This window comes from Acidobacteriaceae bacterium, from assembly GCA_028283655.1.
Classification (GTDB): domain Bacteria; phylum Acidobacteriota; class Terriglobia; order Terriglobales; family Acidobacteriaceae; genus Granulicella.
Window position 1 is genome coordinate 3,471,342 of sequence record JAPWKE010000003.1, and the last position, 15,825, is coordinate 3,487,166.

Consider the following 15,825-nt stretch of genomic DNA (forward strand, 5'->3'; position numbering starts at 1 on the left):
CAGTGCGATGAAAAAGGCAATGGTGGCAGCAGCGATGTTGGTGGGCGCAGGAGCAATGTTTGCGCAGAGCACGGCGACGATTCGTGCCGTGAATCATGGGACCGAATCGCGGACGTTCACGCTGACGTCCAGCGGCGAAGGCATGATGCGGGTAAGTGCGCAGGGGGCTGGCGAAGAGCCGCAGGGCAAGGACGAGCTCTTTGCTGGCACAGAGGTCTTCGAGAAGAACGCGACCGAGGTCACGGACATCAGCATGGACCCCAGCACGCTGAGCATGGTCGGCGGCAAGAACGCTTCCAGCGCCCGCCGCATGGTGTTGAACACCGTGCGTACGTATGAGTACGACCAGCCGGGCATGTACAACATGGCGGAGGTCGACAAGATTCGCCAGCGCCTGAACACGGGTGATTGGCACTGCTCCGTACACACGCGCAACCTGAAGACCGGCGAGTCGACCGACGTGTGCTCGAAGACACGCACGGACGGCTACAGCGAGCAGGCGATCATCTCGGTGGAGAAGAAGGAGCTTACGTTTATCCACCGCGTATCGCGCGTAGGTGCGGGCGGCGGTGGCGAGAGCTCGCTGCTCGGCGGCACGGACGGCGTCTTCTACGGCAGCCCCTCGTTCCTCCTGCTGAACACGCTCCCCGGCGAGATGGCAGCGTTACGCGCTGAGATTCAGGCGACGGTCGCAGGAGCGAACGTTGCTCAGCTTCGCGGCCTCGGCGACCTCAATCGCGACGTCCTCAGGATGAGAATGAATGAGATTCACCCGATGCCGCAGAAGCAGTTCGAGAAACTGCGGATCTTCATCAAGCCTGCTCCTGCAGCGGCTCCCGCACCTGCGCCGCAAGTTGTTCCCGACCCAGTCGCGCCGCCTGCTCCGGCAAAGCCCCTAGAATAAGGAGCGATGTCGCTAGAGTTCGAAGTTCAGAAAACAAGTGAAGCCGGAGGTCGCCGCGCAGAGCTGCGGCTTCCGCACGGAGCCGTGCAGACCCCGGTATTCATGCCGGTGGGCACGGCTGCCACTGTAAAGACGGTGGCCCAGGATGTGATCGAAACCCTTGGCCCGGCGAAGGAAGACGGCACGCCGCGCGGCGCGGAGATCATCCTCGCCAATACCTATCACCTGTACCTGCGGCCCGGCCATGAGCTGATCCGCCGCGCTGGCGGCGTACATCGCTTCATGAGCTGGCAGCGCCCCATGCTGACGGACTCCGGCGGCTTCCAGGTCTTTTCGCTCTCTGCGCTGCGCAAGATCACCGACGACGGCGTCGAGTTCCGCTCGCATCTCGACGGCTCCAAGCACTTCTTCTCGCCCGAGCACTCCATGGCCGTGCAGATCGCCCTCGGCGCCGACATCATGATGGCCTTTGACGAGTGCGTCGAAACGCCCGCCACGTGGGAACGTACCAGGCAGTCGATGGGCCTGACCCACGCATGGGCGCAGCGTTCGCTCGACTACTGGAAGCAGCACCGCCACGAAGTCCCGTGGGCGCAGCCGCTTGCCCATGCCGCCACCGAGTTCACAAAGGCCTACGATCACCAACACTTCGAAGGCAGGCATCAGGCGCTCTTCGGCATCGTCCAGGGCGGCATGTACAAAGACCTCCGCAAGGAGTCTGCCGAGCGGCTCGTCGAGATGGACTTCCCCGCGTACGCCATCGGTGGTCTCGCCGTCGGTGAGCCCCGCGAAGTCACCCGCGAGATGATCGCCCACACGCTGGAGTTCCTGCCGAAAGACAAGCCTCGCTACGTCATGGGCGTCGGCTACCCCGACGAGATCGAAGAGTACGCCCGCATGGGGGTAGACATGATGGACTGCGTTCTGCCCACACGCGCAGGCCGCCACGGCCTCGTCTTCACACGCGAAAACCCTGCCGACCGCGCCAGCACGCCTATCCGCATGAACGTGAAGAAGCTGGAGTTTGCCGAAGACCAGCGCCCGATCGACGAAGGCTGCGGTTGCCGCGTTTGCCAGCGGTATACGCGGGCGTATCTGCGCCACCTGTTCCACAGCGGCGAACCTCTCGGCGCCATGCTGAACTCGATCCACAACCTCCACTTTTACCTGGAGACGATGGACAGAGTAAGGAAAGATCTTTCCTCGTAACAACAGTTGGAGTTTTCTGAATCTATCCTCCTGAGCCACAGGCGAAGGGCCTGCCAGTCGCCGCAGGATCACTTCCACACGCCCAAACACCGTGGATCTCCGCATCCCGGCTTTCCGGCACTCCTCGCGCTCGTGGCGCTGCCTTCTTCCCTCGCTCACCACGGCTTCCAACGAAGGGGCACGGTTTCAGCCGTGCCATCAGGCTCCTATGCAGGAACGGGGCTTTAGCCCCTGAGGCCTACTTCTTCACCAAGCCGCCCGGTCAGCCGGTGCCACGCCCACAGCAGCCCCACAGCGGCGACGGAAAGCGAGATCGCCAAACCCATCCAAAGCCCTCGCGGGCCGAGGTGGGCATGGAAACCAAGCATGTACCCAAGCGGCATTCCCACCAGCCAGTAGGCGACGATCTGCGTCCAGAGCGGCGTCGTCGTGTGGCCTGCGCCGCGCATCGCGCCGGTCGCGGTGATCTGGATGCCGTCAAAGAACTGGAAGCATGCGGCGATGCTCAGCAGCGGTGCGGCGGCGGCCACGACCGCGGCGTCGGGTGTAAAGAGATGGGCGATGGCTCGCGGCATCGAGAGAAAGCACACTGCGGAGATGAGCATCAGGCCTGCACCCGCGATAATGCCTGCCCACCCAGCGGCGGCTGCTTCCAGCACCGTGCCTGCGCCAATGCGCACGCGGCCCAGCGCATGGCCTACGCGCACGCTCGTCGCGGAGGAGATCGCAAGCGGCACCATGAAGCTCGTACTCGCGCACTGCAGCGCAATCTCATGCCCCGCAAGCGGCAGCGGGCCGAAGCTTGCGATCAGCGAGGTCACCAGCGCGAAGATCGCGATCTCGACGAAGATCTGCGCGCCGATCGGCACGCCCATGCGGAAGATCTGTGCAAGCTGGTCGAACTCTGCCTGCAGCGAGACCTCGCCCAGCCCATAGCGATGTTTGCGGTTCGCGCGCCACAGCGCCACGGCGAGGAAGAGCACAAGATAGAGCCGCGCCGAGCTGGTCGCCCACGACGAGCCCACCACGCCAAAGGACGGAATCCGCAGCAAGTGTGTGCCGATCTGCCAGGAGTGTCCGTAGAGCAGCAACCAGTCGATGGCAATGTTCACCGCGTTGGCCGTGATCAGCGCAATGGCGATGGGGCGGGCCTGATGCGCGGCCTGCAGGTAGCGGCGTAGCGCGAAGTAGACCAGCAGCGGCAACACGCCCGGAATCAACCCACGCAGCGCGGGGATCGCTCCTGCCAGCACCGTGGGGTCCACCGGCATGTGCCGCAGCGCGAGGGGCGCGGCGAGGAAGATGCCCGTCAGCAGCACGGCCAGACCAACGGCCGTGACCAGCCCATGCCACAGCCAGCGATTGGCCGCAGGAACGTCCTCTGCGCCGAACGCCTGCGCGATCAGCGCATCCAGCCCCAGCAGAATGCCGCCGACGCCGATGGCTACGGTGTTGAAGAGCACCGCCGCCAGCGCGGCTGCGGCCATCGCGGAAGCAGGGTTAGGCAGGCGGCCCACCATCACGGTGTCCACCAGCGACATCGCCGTCCAGCCAAGCTCACCGAGCACCAACGGTGCTGCAAGCCGCAGAAGCGGCGGAAGTTCACGGCGAATGTCGGCAGAGCGCATCAGTTCAGGCTATCAAGAGCGGAGGAACACCGTGTGCCTGGCCCTGCTGGCTACTCCTGGTGCCCTACCCCTGGTGATAGACGAGCTTGGCGAGGTACGCATCGGCCGCCGCCCACGAATCGGAGTCTCCCGCAAACGCCACGTAGCCATCCGGCCGCACAATCCATATGCCTCCTTCGACGAACGGAGGACGCGGCTCCGGCGCGAAAAACTGCGGGTAGCAGTCAATAAGCTGGCTGCTGTCCGGTCCTTTCGTCGCAAAGAGCGTGAACAGCGGCGCGGGCCCGGTGCTGACAGGCGCATCGCCGGCATGGACGGGTGCTCGCTGGCCTACGCGTGGGCCGCCCTTCAGCTTGTCGTCGCGCCCGTTCAGCCGCGAGTGCGGATAGCTCACGGCAAGTTCGGTAGCGGCTTCGGCAAAGGAGTGGCGCGTCAGGTCCAGCCCGAACGCGGTGCGGATGGCAGCATTGCGAACGTGGCTGAGCAGCGAGTTGTCCACCATGGCCGCACGCGTTAGCAGACCGGCTCCCGTGAGAACGTCCTGGGCCACAGGGTGACGCTCCTCGTTGTAGGAGGCGAGCAGCGTTTCCTCCCCGGCTTTCGACAGGTGTCCACCGGATATCAACGCGATTTTCCACGCCAGATTCACAGCGTCCTGCATGCCTGTGTTCATGCCCTGTCCGCCAGCAGGCGAGTGGATATGCGCTGCATCTCCGGCGAGGAAGACGTTGCCGCGGCGGAAGTTTTCCACGATTCGCTCGCTGATGTGGAACTGCGAGAGCCAGACAGGATCGTGTGCGCGAACGCCAGGCCCGCGCCGCTGGTCGAGAATGCGCTGCATCTCCTCCAGCGTCGGCTCGTGCTCGCCGTGCAGATACGCCGCAATCACGCGGAAGCGGTTCGGCGGCAGGGGGAAGATCGCCAGCACGCCCTCCGGGTGCAGATGCAGCTCCACCGCGTCAGGAAGAACGTCGCCGTCGAGGTGAACGTCGGCCAGCACCCAATCCGAGGGCAACTGCTCCCCGGTGAAGCCCACGCCGAGCGCGTGGCGGACCGCCGAGTGTGCTCCGTCGGCGCCGACCAGCCAGCGAGTGGTCAACTCTTCGGCCGCACCATCGGCGTGTTGCAGGGTGGAGGTCACCGAACTGCCGTTTTCCCGGAAGCTCGTGAAGCTGGTGCGCCGTTCCACCTGCACGCCCAGCTCGGCCAGCCGCTCCGTGAGCAGGCGCTCGGTTTCGCTCTGCGGCACCATCAGCGCGAACGGGTAGGGCGTGTCCACGGTGTCCAGCTTTGTGCTGGCGAGCGGTTTGCCGCCGTGGAAGAAATGGGCCTCGGTAACGCGTAACCCGTTGGAAAGAAAGCGTTCATCGAGCCCCGGGTGACGCGCCAGATGCTCAAGAGTACGCGGCCAGACGACGAGCGCGCGGCTCTGCTCGGTCGGCGCATCGTCCGGGTCAATCAGGCGAACGTGGAGTCCGTAACGGGCCAATTCCAGGGCCAGCATCAGGCCTACGGGACCGGCACCAGCGATAAGTACGTCCGTTTCCATGGAGCCACCTCTTCTTCTTCCCACGCTTAGACGCCTCCCGGCAGGCGAAAGCAACAGTATTTTCCGGGGTTCCACGGCGTCATGCAGCGTGCGATTTCCTTGACACAGGGACAGCGTACAGCGATGCTTAATGCTCAGGTGTGATTTCAGGCAAGGGCGGACGTGTGTATCGCGATCAGCCGACGTCTTTGGGCGCAGCGTTTGTTGCGTCGGTCGTGTGATTCTTGTGCGACGGGTCTCCCGGCATTTTCTACGAAGAGGAACGTCTGTGTGCGCTCCCGAGGCCGGTAAAACGGTCGTTCGGACGCCTCCGGCGCTCAGGTCCTGATCATCGTGTCGTTTGTTCCATCGCTTAGCATTCTCGCCGCATTGGCCGCTCCTGGCGGCATCCTTGGCGCCATGGGTGGTTTCCCCATCCTGATCCTGATGTTCGTCGCCATGTACTTCCTCATGGTGGTTCCGAACCAGCGCAAGCAGAAGCAGTGGGCTGCCATGCTCGCGGCCGTCAAGGCGGGCGACAAGGTCACGACCAACGGCGGCATCCGCGGCCGCGTTCTCTCCGTCAGTGACGACGCTGTGATCGTAAAGACGCAGCCGGACGGCGCAAAGCTCGAGTTCGTAAAGAGCTCGATCGCTGCCGTCACCACGGACGAAGAAACGGCCAAGAGCTAGCCTTCCCTGCCGGAGCAGCGCTCCCGGCCAACCCAGTTTCAGCAGTACGCAGTTCTTTCGGAAAGTACTTACTCACGATGGGCAAGAATCTCACAACAAAAACCTGGGCGATCCTCGCCATTCTGCTTGTGTTCCTCTACGGAATCTTCGGCATTCCGCACGGCGGCTGGAAGAAGTCGATCACGGACCGCATCCACCTCGGCCTTGACCTGCGCGGCGGCACGCACCTTGTGCTGCAGGTGCAGGTGCAGGAAGCTATCGGCTCCTCGACCGACCGCGACATGACCGCGCTGAACACCGCGCTGGCTGCGACCGGCGCGACCGCGACCAAGCTTGACCCGAAGGTGCATCCCGAGGTCATCACGATCAACGAGCCCGACAGCTCCAAGCTTTCGGCCGTCAGCACCATCGTGAACGACAACGCGTACGCCAGCTATGAGAAGCAGTCGAACGCGTCCGGCTACACGATGACGCTCACGCAGGCCGCCCAGCGCGACCTCGCCGACCGCACCGTCGAGACCTCCATCGAGACGATCCGCCAGCGTATTGACTCGCTCGGCGTCTCCGAGCCGGTCATCGAAAAGTACGGCCTTGGCGACAACCAGATCCTCGTCCAGCTTCCGGGCGTCGATGATCCGGCTCGCGTCGAAAACATCATCCAGTCCACCGCGAAGCTCGAGATCCACGAAGTGGTCTCCGGCTCTCCGTACCCCGACGCTGCGCAGGCTCTGACGGCTGTTGGTGGTTCGCTGCCGCCGGACGAAGAGATCATCATGGGCTCGGGTTCGGGTGCAGGTCCTGACCAGGCATGGGTGCTCAAGCGCGCCTCGATCGTCGAAGGTACGGACTTCCGCGGCGCGACCGCGCAGCAGGACGAAAACGGCCGCCCCGACATCGGCTTCACGCTGACCACCGAGGCCGGCGACCGCTTCTACAAGTACACCGACGCCAACAAGGGCACCGGTTCGATGGCCATCGTGCTGGAGAACAAGGTCCGCGAAGTGGCGACGATCCAGTCGGCAATTCGCGACCAGGGCCGCATCACCGGCGGCTTCTCGCAGCAGCAGGCAGACGACCTTAGCCTCATGCTCCGCACCGGCTCGCTGCCTGCTTCGATCAAGTACCTCGAAACCCGCACGGTTGGCCCGTCGCTGGGTGCTGCCTCGATCCACCAGGGCGTGATGGCGGCCGTTGCCGGCCTCGTCGCCGTGCTGGTCTTCATGCTCATCTACTACAAGGGCGCAGGCATCAACGCGGATCTCGCGCTGCTGCTCAACCTCGTGATTTTGCTCGGCTTCATGGGCTTCACCGGCGCGACGCTGACGTTGCCCGGCATCGCGGGCGTCATCCTGACGATCGGTATGGGCGTCGACTCCAACGTGCTGATCTTCGAGCGTATTCGTGAAGAGCTGCGCTTGGGCAAGACCTCTGCACAGGCCATCCAGGACGGCTTCGACCATGCGTGGAAGACGATCTTCGATACGCACGTCACCACGATCGTTTCGGCGGGCATTCTGTTCATCTTCGGTACCGGCCCCATCAAGGGCTTTGCCGTAACGCTCGTCTTCGGTCTTGCCGCCAACCTGTTTACCGCGGTCTTCGTGTCGCGCGTGATCTTTGACTATCTGCTCGAGAAGCGCGGACGCACTGCGCCGCTGTCGATCTAAAAGGGCAGACATTAGAGGGAAGATATTAGGCATGAGAGAAAAGCGCTTTGCACTCTCTGCCTAATGGCTCAAGGTCTAATGTCTGCTTCCATGAGGAAGCTACTGTGGAATTCTTTCGTTCAACCAATATCGACTGGCTTAGCAAGAAGTGGTACCTGCTCGCTTTCTCGCTGATCTTCTCCATCGGCGGCGTGCTCAGCATGCTGTTCTGGCACGGCATCCCCAAGGGTGTTGACTTCACCGGCGGCACGCAGGTGACAGTGCACTTCGACACCACCCCGAACGAAGATCACATCCGTTCGGCGATGGACACGGCCAAGGTCCGCGATGCGCGCATCCAGCGCATCTCCGGCGCCGCCGGTGCGAGCTCGAGCAACGTCATCATCTCGCTGCCGATGTCTTCGGCACAGGACACGCAGCACGACCAGGGTCGCGCTGAGGTGGAATCCGCTCTGACGGCGAACTACCATGACTCCCACTTCGAAGTGGAGCAGGTGGACATCGTCGGCCCGACGGCCGGCAAGCAGCTCGTCTCGCAGGCGCAGCTCGCGGTGCTCTACTCGCTGCTCGGCATGCTCGCGTACCTGTGGTTCCGCTTTGAGCTGATCTACGGCGTCGCGGCTGTGGCTGCCGTCTTCCATGACACGCTGATTACCATCGGTGCCTTCTCGCTCACCAACCAGGAAATCTCCCTGACCGTCGTCGCCGCGCTGCTGACGCTCATCGGTTACTCGATGAACGACACCATCGTGGTCTTCGACCGTATTCGAGAGAATCTTGCGGATAACCGTCGCGAGCCTCTGGCGGATGTCGTGAACCGCGCCATCAACCAGACGCTGAGCCGTACTGTGCTCACCTCGGGCCTGACGTTCCTCACAGTACTCTGCCTCTACCTTTTCGGCGGCGAAGTCCTCCACGGCTTCTCCTTCGCTCTGGTGATCGGCATCCTGATCGGAACGTACTCGTCGATCGCGGTTGCGGCTCCGATGCTGGTGGCATACCAGAACTGGCGTGCCTCCAAGGGCAAGTCGGCCTCGCTGCCCGCAGCGAAGCCCACAGCACCGCGTCCCACCACCCGCTAAGCTGGAAACAAGTAGTGGAAAACGGCCTGCCAATCTCTGGCAGGCCGTTATCTTTTAGGCAACTTTTGAAACGAAATTGCACCGTAAATGCGCCATTTTGCAGAAAGTTTTGTCCTCGACTTGCGCGTTTCATTTTTGTCGGGAACAATCACATTCATCACGGTGTCTAAGCGTAGTAGCTTTTCCCTTCGGGGATCCGAGGTTGCACATGTTTGAAGATTCGATGATGGAATCCGGCGGGCGAATCAAGTCCAAGTCCAGGTACTGGATGATCGCCACGTTCTCAATCAACGGCGCGATCCTTGCGACGATGATCCTGATTCCTCTGCTGTACCCGGAAGCTCTTCCGAAGAGCTCCTTGTCGGCTTCGTTGACGGCGCCTCCACCGCCGCCACCGCCTCCGCCTCCTCCCCCGCCTCCGGCGGCTGCAGTGCCGAAGTCGGTGCCGCACGTTTCGGAGATCGACGCGGGCCTCCATGCCCCGACCAAGATTCCTAAGGACATCAAGATGCTGAAGGAGGACGCTGCTCCTCCTCCCCCGTCTTCTGGTGGCGTAGCTGGCATGAGCGGTATGGCTGGCGGCGTCCCGGGTGGCGTGATGGGTGGCATCGCCGGTGGTACGGGCGCAGGCCCGGCTATCGTGGTGGCCAAGCCCAAGCCGACGGGCCCGGCGCGTATTTCGTCCGGTGTCATGGCTGGTCAGCTCCTCAACAAGACTCAGCCTGTGTACCCGCCGATCGCTCGTGCGGCTCACCAGTCGGGTGCTGTGGTGCTGCACGCCATCATCTCCAAGTCCGGCGCAATTCAGGATCTCAAGGTTGTCTCCGGCCCTGCCATGCTGCAGGGTGCTGCTCTCGAAGCAGTGAAGACGTGGCGCTACAAGCCGTATGTTTTGAACGGCGAGCCCACCGAAGTGGAAACGACCATTGTGGTCAACTTCAATCTCAACGGCGGTTGATCTCGGTTTTGGAGAGCGCGGCGTGAACCTGTTCCGCCGCCTCATCCGTCCAACCATTTGCCTTTGAACACTTTTGACTCAGGGCGCGGCCTAGCTGTTCTCGCGTCCTCAACAAGGTTCACGCTGCAACCCACCGCAGCCAAGCCTCAGAACAGATGCTCTGAGCCATAAAAGACTTTTGCAACACATCCCTAGGAGGGAAATCCGTGATTCTCGCTCACACTGCAAACTTCGCTCACACCTCGGTCAACTCGCTGGCCATGTTCCTTCAGGACGCAGGCGGCGGCCAGGTAGGCTTCTCCGTTCCCGAACTCTGGGGCCACATGGGTGGTCTGGCGAAAGCCGTCGTTATCGTTCTCTTCATCATGTCGATCTGGTCCCTGGCTGTGATCATCGATCGCGCTCTGTACTACTCGGCAGCACGCAAGCAGTCGCGTGAGTTCGCTCCCAAGGTTGCTGGCGCTCTCAAGGAAGGCCGTCTGGACGAAGCGATCAAGGTTGCTGACCGTTCGAAGAAGTCGCACCTTGCTGAAGTCGTGACCGCTGGCCTCACCGAGTTCCGTTCGTTCGGTTCGGGTGGCGCGATCACCGAAGAGCAGATCGAGTCCTCGCAGCGCGCTCTCGAGCGTTCGGAAGCAATCGTTCACGCGAAGCTGAAGAAGGGCCTCGGCGGCCTGGCAACGATCGGTTCGACCGCTCCGTTCATCGGCCTCTTCGGTACCGTCGTCGGCATTCTGAACGCCTTCCAGACGATCGCTGCGATGAAGACCTCGTCGCTGGCTGCAATCGCTGGTGGTATCTCGGAAGCTCTCGTTACGACCGCTTTCGGTCTGCTCGTCGCGATCCCGGCCGTTATGTGCTTCAACTACTTCACCAACAAGCTGGAGTCGTTCGACGTCGAAATGGACAACAGCTCGTCGGAGCTGGTGGACTACTTCATCAAGCAGGGTCACCGCTAAACCACCCTCTGCGAGAGTCTTCGGGCACCCGGAGCCAGCCGCGAAGCTGGCTCCGGGGTCTCCCGGGAAGACTCCGAGGAGCTTTCAAGACTCAGGGCGCGAAAACGCTCGGAGCAAATATCCTGAGCAACTCCACTTGGTGCGCAAAAGCCGCCGGTGGCAGGGAGTGAATTGATATGGCAATGGCGAAGCGGGATGAAGGGAAGAAGGTCAATTCAGATATCAACGTGACTCCCATGGTGGACATCATGTTGGTACTGCTGATCATCTTCATGGTCATCACTCCCATGGTGAACAACAAGGTGGCCGTTGAACTGCCCAAGGTTCCGGAAGCTATCGTGATGGAAAATGCTAACAAGGATGACGCCATCAATGTGGCTGTTACCCGTGATGGCAAGACCTTCGTCGGCGGCGACGTAGTTCCCTTGGATCAGCTCGGCGAAAAGGTTGGCGCGCTTATGGCGAAGAAGACCGATGCATCGGCTGATAAGACCATCTACTTCCGCGCGGATATGCGCGCGAACTACGGCAAGGTGATGGACACGGTGGATGCCCTTCGTGGCGCCGGTGTCAGCCAGCTTGCCTTGATGACAGACAACTCGGCAGAGTAAGCGCCGAAAAGGTTTAGACCGGGTGGAGAGTTCTCTCCCCCGGCAAGGACTAAGGAGAACTCGTTATGGGAATGAGTGGTGGATCGTCCGGCGGCGCAGTCGCCAGCATCAACGTCACCCCGATGATCGACGTGCTGCTCGTGCTCCTGATCATCTTCATGGTGATCCAGCCGACTACGCCGAAGGGTCTGGACGCGCTGGTTCCCCAGCCGCCCAAGAACCCGACGCACGACGTGCCGAATGATCGCACGATCGTGGTTCAGGTCATGGCTGGCGCAACCCCAACGTACAAGATCAACGACCAGCAGTTTGTGAAGAGCGACATCGAGCCTGAGCTCGTGAAGATCTTCTCGACCCGCCAGGAAAAGGTCATGTTCGTGAAGGGTGACAAGGACCTCGACTTCGAACCGGTGGCTGAAGTCATCAGCATGGGCCATCAGGCAGACGTTACCAACATCGGTCTGATGACGCCGCAGGTTGAAGCCGGTCACTAAACGGTGGCGCTTCACGAAGTGGTTCTAAGCTGAAACTCTAAAAACAACGCCCGCGCGCATAAGGAGACTTATGTGCGTGGGCGTTGTCTTGCGTCTAAAACGTTTCATCGTGCCTGCCGCGGCGCTTTTGAGAGCCAGGTGGGCACAAAGCGCAATCCCTTGGTGTCTATGTTGGTGCAAGGCTGCACTCGCCCAGGCAGCTTTGCGTAGCCTGAGTCTCGCTCCTCACTACTTCCTGCGGAGGCATAGTGATGGCATTTTCTACTGGAGTTTCGGGTACCCGTTCTGAGATCAATGTGACGCCGCTGATCGATGTTCTGCTGGTGTTGCTGATCATCTTCATGGTCATCGTCCCAGCCACCCCACACGGGCTGGACAGCCAGATACCGCAAGCACCAAAAGACAGTAACAACGCACTGCGGCAGGCAAATCTGCCGCCGCTGCAGCTTCAGATAAGCGAGCAGGGAGGCGTGGTGGCTTACACGCTGAACGGTGAGGCTGTGCCTGCTGCGGGGCTTACGGCTCGCTTGACGGCGGCGCTGGCGCGGCGGGAGGAGCGAACCGTTTTCGTGCAGGCAAGGGCTTCCATGACCTTTCAGCCGGTCGCGCAGGCGGTTGCGCTTTCGAGGTTGGCGGGGGCGGAACACATTGCGCTGCTTGGGTTTCCGAAGTCCTGACGTAGGCTAGGGCTATGCGAATCTTCGTTGGTATTCCGTTGCCGCAGGTGGCTTGTGAGTCCCTGAAGAGTGTTTTGCATACGTTTCAATCGTCGCAGGCTGGCTCGGCTGTGAGGTGGAGCGAGCCGGAGGGCTGGCATGTGACGCTGGCGTTCCCTGGGCAGGTCCACGAAGAACAGCTTGTGGTCCTGCGGGAATCTCTGCAACGAATAGCTTGTGGCCCGATTCCGTTAACTGTTGAAGGTGTTGAGGTTTACGCGCGGGCCGGGGTGCTGGCGGCGAAGATTGTCCCGACGGAGCCGCTGTTCCTGCTGCAGCAAAGGGTAGCGGCGGCGGCAGAGATGTGCGGGTTCCCGATCGAGAACCGTCCGTTCCGGCCCCACGTTACGCTCGCCCGGTCTCGTTTCGAGGGTCGACTCAGAGCGCTTGCAGAGGATTTTGAAACGATCCAAGCGAGGTTCGTTGCAGGCCGTTTTTGTCTGTATGAGAGCGTTCGAGATTCGACGGGAAGTCGCTATGTGGTGAAGTCTGAATTTCTCTTGCAGTAAGTTTTGGCGACCGAAAACTGATGCAGGAAAGATGGGTTGCGCGTTCCTGAGGCGACATCGATCAGGACCAACATCAATGGCAAAGCTTACCCGCTTCGGTGGAAAGGTAACTCCAGGCGCTTCGGGACCCTGCTATAGGATTATGGATTCCGGAGGCAAGTTCTATTACGTGGTCTGCTTGGAAGGGAAAATCCTGATCTTTGGAATCAATTCTGACGGGATGCTTAGTACAGCGTGAAGTGACAACTCTCGCAAATTCTTCCCAAATAGTGCTTATCTAGCGGTAAAAAACGCATTACCAGTTCGTGGTTTATCAGACTATGCAGAAGACAATGAGAAGGAAAGCTTGCTACAGAGTTCAGATCGTGTTCCTGTTCGTTTGGCTTTCGATAATCGTGAGCCCATCGAGCCACGCGTTCTTCAAACCGAAGAAACAGGTTCCTGCAAGCGTACCGCCGAGTGCGCAAGTCGTTCTGCGCTTCGCCGAGGCGAAAAAAATCCTAGTTGTTTCGAGCGGAGAAGAGTCCACATATTATGCAATGTCACGTCCGCCTGGGCTGGCGTACAGCTTCCTTTATCAGGCCATTCAGAAATGGGGCTTTCAGCTTGCAGACTCGCCAAGAGATGCGGATCTTGTTCTCGATATTTCAGGAACCGCGCAAAGCGGTAGCGGTATCGTTGGATCGGCGGCAGGCGACTCGCAGCTTCGCCTGAAGGTTATTGACCCTAATTCCAGCTCTATTCTGTGGGACGCCCAAGTGCCGCTTTACTGCAACAGCTGCTACCACATCCACGGTGAGAAAGCGATGTTCGAGGGGTACAACAAGGCCTTGGCCAGTTTGTTGTTGCCTCTGGCTCCTGGTCGCCAGGTGACTGGTTTCTTGAACGTTCCCTCGCCGGCTCCGCAAGAGATCCGATCCGCGAAGAAGGTCTTTATTGCAACCGGGCAGGCTATCGTAAGAAACGCTTATGGCGATTTTCCACCTGATTTAGTCGAAGCGTGTCGGAATGCTTTAAACAATAGCGTCATAGCTGCGAATCGATTTGCGGTAAGCAATGTGGAAGCCGACGCCGATATCACCCTGGAGCTGATCTATGAAACGCAATGGTATACCGTGGCAGTCGGCGAGCAGTTTCCTGGTGACAATCTGCGTTTAACGGCTCGTGATTCAAAGACTCAAATCGAGCTCTGGGCTGTTCGGATTCCAATCCCTAGCACAAGACAAAAGAATGAGGTGGGATTTCATGCCGCTAACGCAACTCGTCTATTGCAAGAGCTACTGAAGCCATTATCACAGCCCTCCATCCCGTCTATACCTGTCCCTCGGTAGGGACGGGCCGAGGACGACCGCCAGTGGGCTGGAGAGAGCCTCATGGCGATCAATCTTGAAGGCCCTCTCGGATCGCGAAGACGATTCTTTGCAGCGCGGTTGGTTCAAGCGACAGAGGTTACTTTGAAGGATTTCTTGAGCGTCTTAGGGTGATGGCAACCGATTCGCTTGCTCGGCGTTACCAAGATCCGATGGATCGTTACTATGCGACTGGTTTTCATTCACGGGATAAGTTGGTTAATGTTCTACAAAACCTCTTAATTCAGTGAACTTCTGCAGACTTTATTTTCTCATTTCTAGTGATTTCAATCTCGCTTCTGAGTTTGTTCACCGAAATTCAATCTCTCTTCGGGGAACAATCTGCTCTATCGCGGTGTTGTAGCTCTCAAGTAGTAGTGGCCTGACCGATGATTTGTACCAGTTGGCTTGTTCGTGTAGGGCACGATTTCTGAGTTCAGATCGCGATGCAAAACAGGGCGGCTTCTCTTGCCGCCGAGCAGTAGAAAACAGCGATGTCTCCGGCGCCGGTGACCTGTAGCCCAGCGAGGAGCGTGGCCGGATGGTGTTGTCGTGCTTGCGCCAGCGTTCAGCGAATACACGCAGCTCTTTGATCGAGTAGGAGTTATTGCAGTTACTAAGAAACCATAGGGCCTCCCTTGCGGGAGGCCCTATGGTTGTTGGCGTTTGTAAGTTGTCGCTTAGTTGGCAGTAACTCCGCCCTTGAGCTTGGCTTCCTTCGCGGCTTCGTTGGCACGGCGAGCGCCGGTTGCCTTCTGAACCCACTCGTCGGCGGTGGAGAGATCAGCCTTGCGGGCTGCGTCGTCACCACATTCGAGGTCAGCCTTACGGCGATAGGTGAGGTTGAGGTACTGCATGGCGTCGTCGTACGTCGGGTTGATGTCGACAGCCTTCTGCAGGTGCTCCAGAGCTTCGGTCACGAGCGTGGAGTTCGCGGTGACGAGCTGCTGGCAGACGTCCTTGGACTTCTTCACGTTGCCCTGTCCGTCGTCGGTGAGGCCAGCCTTGCCGAGGATGGTGACAGCGTTCTTGTAGGCCAGGTTCCAGTCAATCCACGCGATCGTGTAGTGCGCTTCGGCATCCTTGGGATCGAGCGAGATGATCTTCTCTTCGATGGCCTTGGCCTTGTCGTACTGCTTGATGTTGCGATAGATCGAAGCTTCCTGCTTGAGCGCGCCGAGATCGTTGGGATCGGTGGCGAGAACGTCGTTGAAGCCAGCAAGCGCCATGTTGGCAACCTTGACGTTATCGGGAGTATCGAGGCCCGGTACGACGCGGTAGCTATAGGCGGTCGCGAGATAGAGGTGCGCGGCCTGGTAGTTCGGATCGAGTTGGATCGATTCCTGGAAGTAGTTTGTGGCCACTTCGTACTGCCCGGCCTTAAAGGCCTGGACACCCTTGACGAGGCGATCGCGGGCCTTGAGCTTCGCGCACCCAGTCGTGCCTACGAGAAGCATCAGCAACGCGGCACCTGCCGCAAATCGAGCATTCAGTTTCATCGGAACCTTTCCTTGTTCA

Annotated in this window: 15 protein-coding genes; 12 read left to right on the forward strand and 3 right to left on the reverse strand. The window is 60.3% G+C overall.

The window, feature by feature from the left end; genetic code table 11:
• Positions 1 to 7: 7 nt before the first annotated feature.
• Together PW792_17195 and PW792_17200 are read left to right on the forward strand one after the other, a co-directional pair.
• The gene (locus tag PW792_17195; protein MDE1163664.1) at positions 8 to 904 is read left to right on the forward strand and encodes a hypothetical protein; all 897 of its coding nucleotides are present in this window, start codon (positions 8 to 10) and stop codon (positions 902 to 904) included.
• Positions 905 to 910: 6 nt separating this feature from the next.
• On the forward strand, positions 911 to 2,113 hold the full coding sequence (locus PW792_17200; protein MDE1163665.1) for a tRNA guanosine(34) transglycosylase Tgt: 1,203 nt from the start codon (positions 911 to 913) through the stop codon (positions 2,111 to 2,113).
• 224 nt (positions 2,114 to 2,337) lie between these two features.
• Here the strand turns inward: PW792_17200 and PW792_17205 are convergent, their stop codons facing one another.
• Together PW792_17205 and PW792_17210 are read right to left on the reverse strand one after the other, a co-directional pair.
• Positions 2,338 to 3,741: an MATE family efflux transporter gene (locus PW792_17205; protein ID MDE1163666.1), complete on the reverse strand. Its 1,404-nt coding sequence runs from the start codon at positions 3,739 to 3,741 to the stop codon at positions 2,338 to 2,340.
• A 64-nt stretch (positions 3,742 to 3,805) separates the two neighbouring features.
• Positions 3,806 to 5,290, reverse strand: coding sequence for an FAD-dependent monooxygenase (locus tag PW792_17210; protein ID MDE1163667.1), 1,485 nt, complete (start codon positions 5,288 to 5,290; stop codon positions 3,806 to 3,808).
• Positions 5,291 to 5,623: 333 nt separating this feature from the next.
• Between PW792_17210 and yajC the strand changes: the two genes are divergently transcribed.
• The 10 genes from yajC to PW792_17260 all read left to right on the forward strand — a co-directional run bounded on the left by yajC (position 5,624) and on the right by PW792_17260 (position 14,289).
• Positions 5,624 to 5,962 (forward strand): preprotein translocase subunit YajC, encoded by a 339-nt coding sequence (yajC, locus tag PW792_17215; GenBank protein MDE1163668.1) that lies wholly within the window; start codon positions 5,624 to 5,626, stop codon positions 5,960 to 5,962.
• A 77-nt stretch (positions 5,963 to 6,039) separates the two neighbouring features.
• The gene (gene secD / locus PW792_17220; protein MDE1163669.1) at positions 6,040 to 7,629 is read left to right on the forward strand and encodes a protein translocase subunit SecD; all 1,590 of its coding nucleotides are present in this window, start codon (positions 6,040 to 6,042) and stop codon (positions 7,627 to 7,629) included.
• A gap of 104 nt (positions 7,630 to 7,733) precedes the next feature.
• Positions 7,734 to 8,711, forward strand: a complete 978-nt coding sequence (gene secF, locus PW792_17225; GenBank protein ID MDE1163670.1) for a protein translocase subunit SecF — start codon at positions 7,734 to 7,736, stop codon at positions 8,709 to 8,711.
• Between the two features lie 208 nt (positions 8,712 to 8,919).
• Positions 8,920 to 9,669 carry a TonB family protein gene (locus PW792_17230; GenBank protein MDE1163671.1) on the forward strand — a complete coding sequence of 250 codons (750 nt, stop codon included), beginning with the start codon at positions 8,920 to 8,922 and terminating at the stop codon, positions 9,667 to 9,669.
• 206 nt (positions 9,670 to 9,875) lie between these two features.
• A complete protein-coding gene (locus PW792_17235) occupies positions 9,876 to 10,628 on the forward strand; it encodes a MotA/TolQ/ExbB proton channel family protein (GenBank protein MDE1163672.1) in 753 nt (250 codons plus the stop codon).
• A 176-nt stretch (positions 10,629 to 10,804) separates the two neighbouring features.
• Complete coding sequence (locus tag PW792_17240; GenBank protein ID MDE1163673.1) at positions 10,805 to 11,239, forward strand: biopolymer transporter ExbD; 435 nt, start codon at positions 10,805 to 10,807, stop codon at positions 11,237 to 11,239.
• A 65-nt stretch (positions 11,240 to 11,304) separates the two neighbouring features.
• Positions 11,305 to 11,733, forward strand: a complete 429-nt coding sequence (locus PW792_17245; GenBank protein MDE1163674.1) for a biopolymer transporter ExbD — start codon at positions 11,305 to 11,307, stop codon at positions 11,731 to 11,733.
• Between the two features lie 251 nt (positions 11,734 to 11,984).
• Positions 11,985 to 12,410 (forward strand): biopolymer transporter ExbD, encoded by a 426-nt coding sequence (locus PW792_17250; protein MDE1163675.1) that lies wholly within the window; start codon positions 11,985 to 11,987, stop codon positions 12,408 to 12,410.
• A gap of 14 nt (positions 12,411 to 12,424) precedes the next feature.
• Positions 12,425 to 12,958, forward strand: a complete 534-nt coding sequence (gene thpR, locus PW792_17255; protein MDE1163676.1) for an RNA 2',3'-cyclic phosphodiesterase — start codon at positions 12,425 to 12,427, stop codon at positions 12,956 to 12,958.
• Between the two features lie 320 nt (positions 12,959 to 13,278).
• Positions 13,279 to 14,289 carry a hypothetical protein gene (locus PW792_17260; GenBank protein MDE1163677.1) on the forward strand — a complete coding sequence of 337 codons (1,011 nt, stop codon included), beginning with the start codon at positions 13,279 to 13,281 and terminating at the stop codon, positions 14,287 to 14,289.
• Between the two features lie 698 nt (positions 14,290 to 14,987).
• Here the strand turns inward: PW792_17260 and PW792_17265 are convergent.
• Positions 14,988 to 15,806, reverse strand: coding sequence for a hypothetical protein (locus PW792_17265; protein ID MDE1163678.1), 819 nt, complete (start codon positions 15,804 to 15,806; stop codon positions 14,988 to 14,990).
• Positions 15,807 to 15,825 lie beyond the last annotated feature (19 nt).

Coding starts and splice junctions, on each gene's coding strand:
- PW792_17195 (MDE1163664.1), top strand. CDS start 8: ATGAAAAAGGCAATGGTGGCAGCAGCGATGTTGGTGGGCGCAGGAGCA.
- PW792_17200 (MDE1163665.1), top strand. CDS start 911: ATGTCGCTAGAGTTCGAAGTTCAGAAAACAAGTGAAGCCGGAGGTCGC.
- PW792_17205 (MDE1163666.1), bottom strand. CDS start 3,741: ATGCGCTCTGCCGACATTCGCCGTGAACTTCCGCCGCTTCTGCGGCTT.
- PW792_17210 (MDE1163667.1), bottom strand. CDS start 5,290: ATGGAAACGGACGTACTTATCGCTGGTGCCGGTCCCGTAGGCCTGATG.
- secD (MDE1163669.1), top strand. CDS start 6,040: ATGGGCAAGAATCTCACAACAAAAACCTGGGCGATCCTCGCCATTCTG.
- PW792_17230 (MDE1163671.1), top strand. CDS start 8,920: ATGTTTGAAGATTCGATGATGGAATCCGGCGGGCGAATCAAGTCCAAG.
- PW792_17240 (MDE1163673.1), top strand. CDS start 10,805: ATGGCAATGGCGAAGCGGGATGAAGGGAAGAAGGTCAATTCAGATATC.
- PW792_17245 (MDE1163674.1), top strand. CDS start 11,305: ATGGGAATGAGTGGTGGATCGTCCGGCGGCGCAGTCGCCAGCATCAAC.
- PW792_17250 (MDE1163675.1), top strand. CDS start 11,985: ATGGCATTTTCTACTGGAGTTTCGGGTACCCGTTCTGAGATCAATGTG.
- thpR (MDE1163676.1), top strand. CDS start 12,425: ATGCGAATCTTCGTTGGTATTCCGTTGCCGCAGGTGGCTTGTGAGTCC.
- PW792_17260 (MDE1163677.1), top strand. CDS start 13,279: ATGCAGAAGACAATGAGAAGGAAAGCTTGCTACAGAGTTCAGATCGTG.
- PW792_17265 (MDE1163678.1), bottom strand. CDS start 15,806: ATGAAACTGAATGCTCGATTTGCGGCAGGTGCCGCGTTGCTGATGCTT.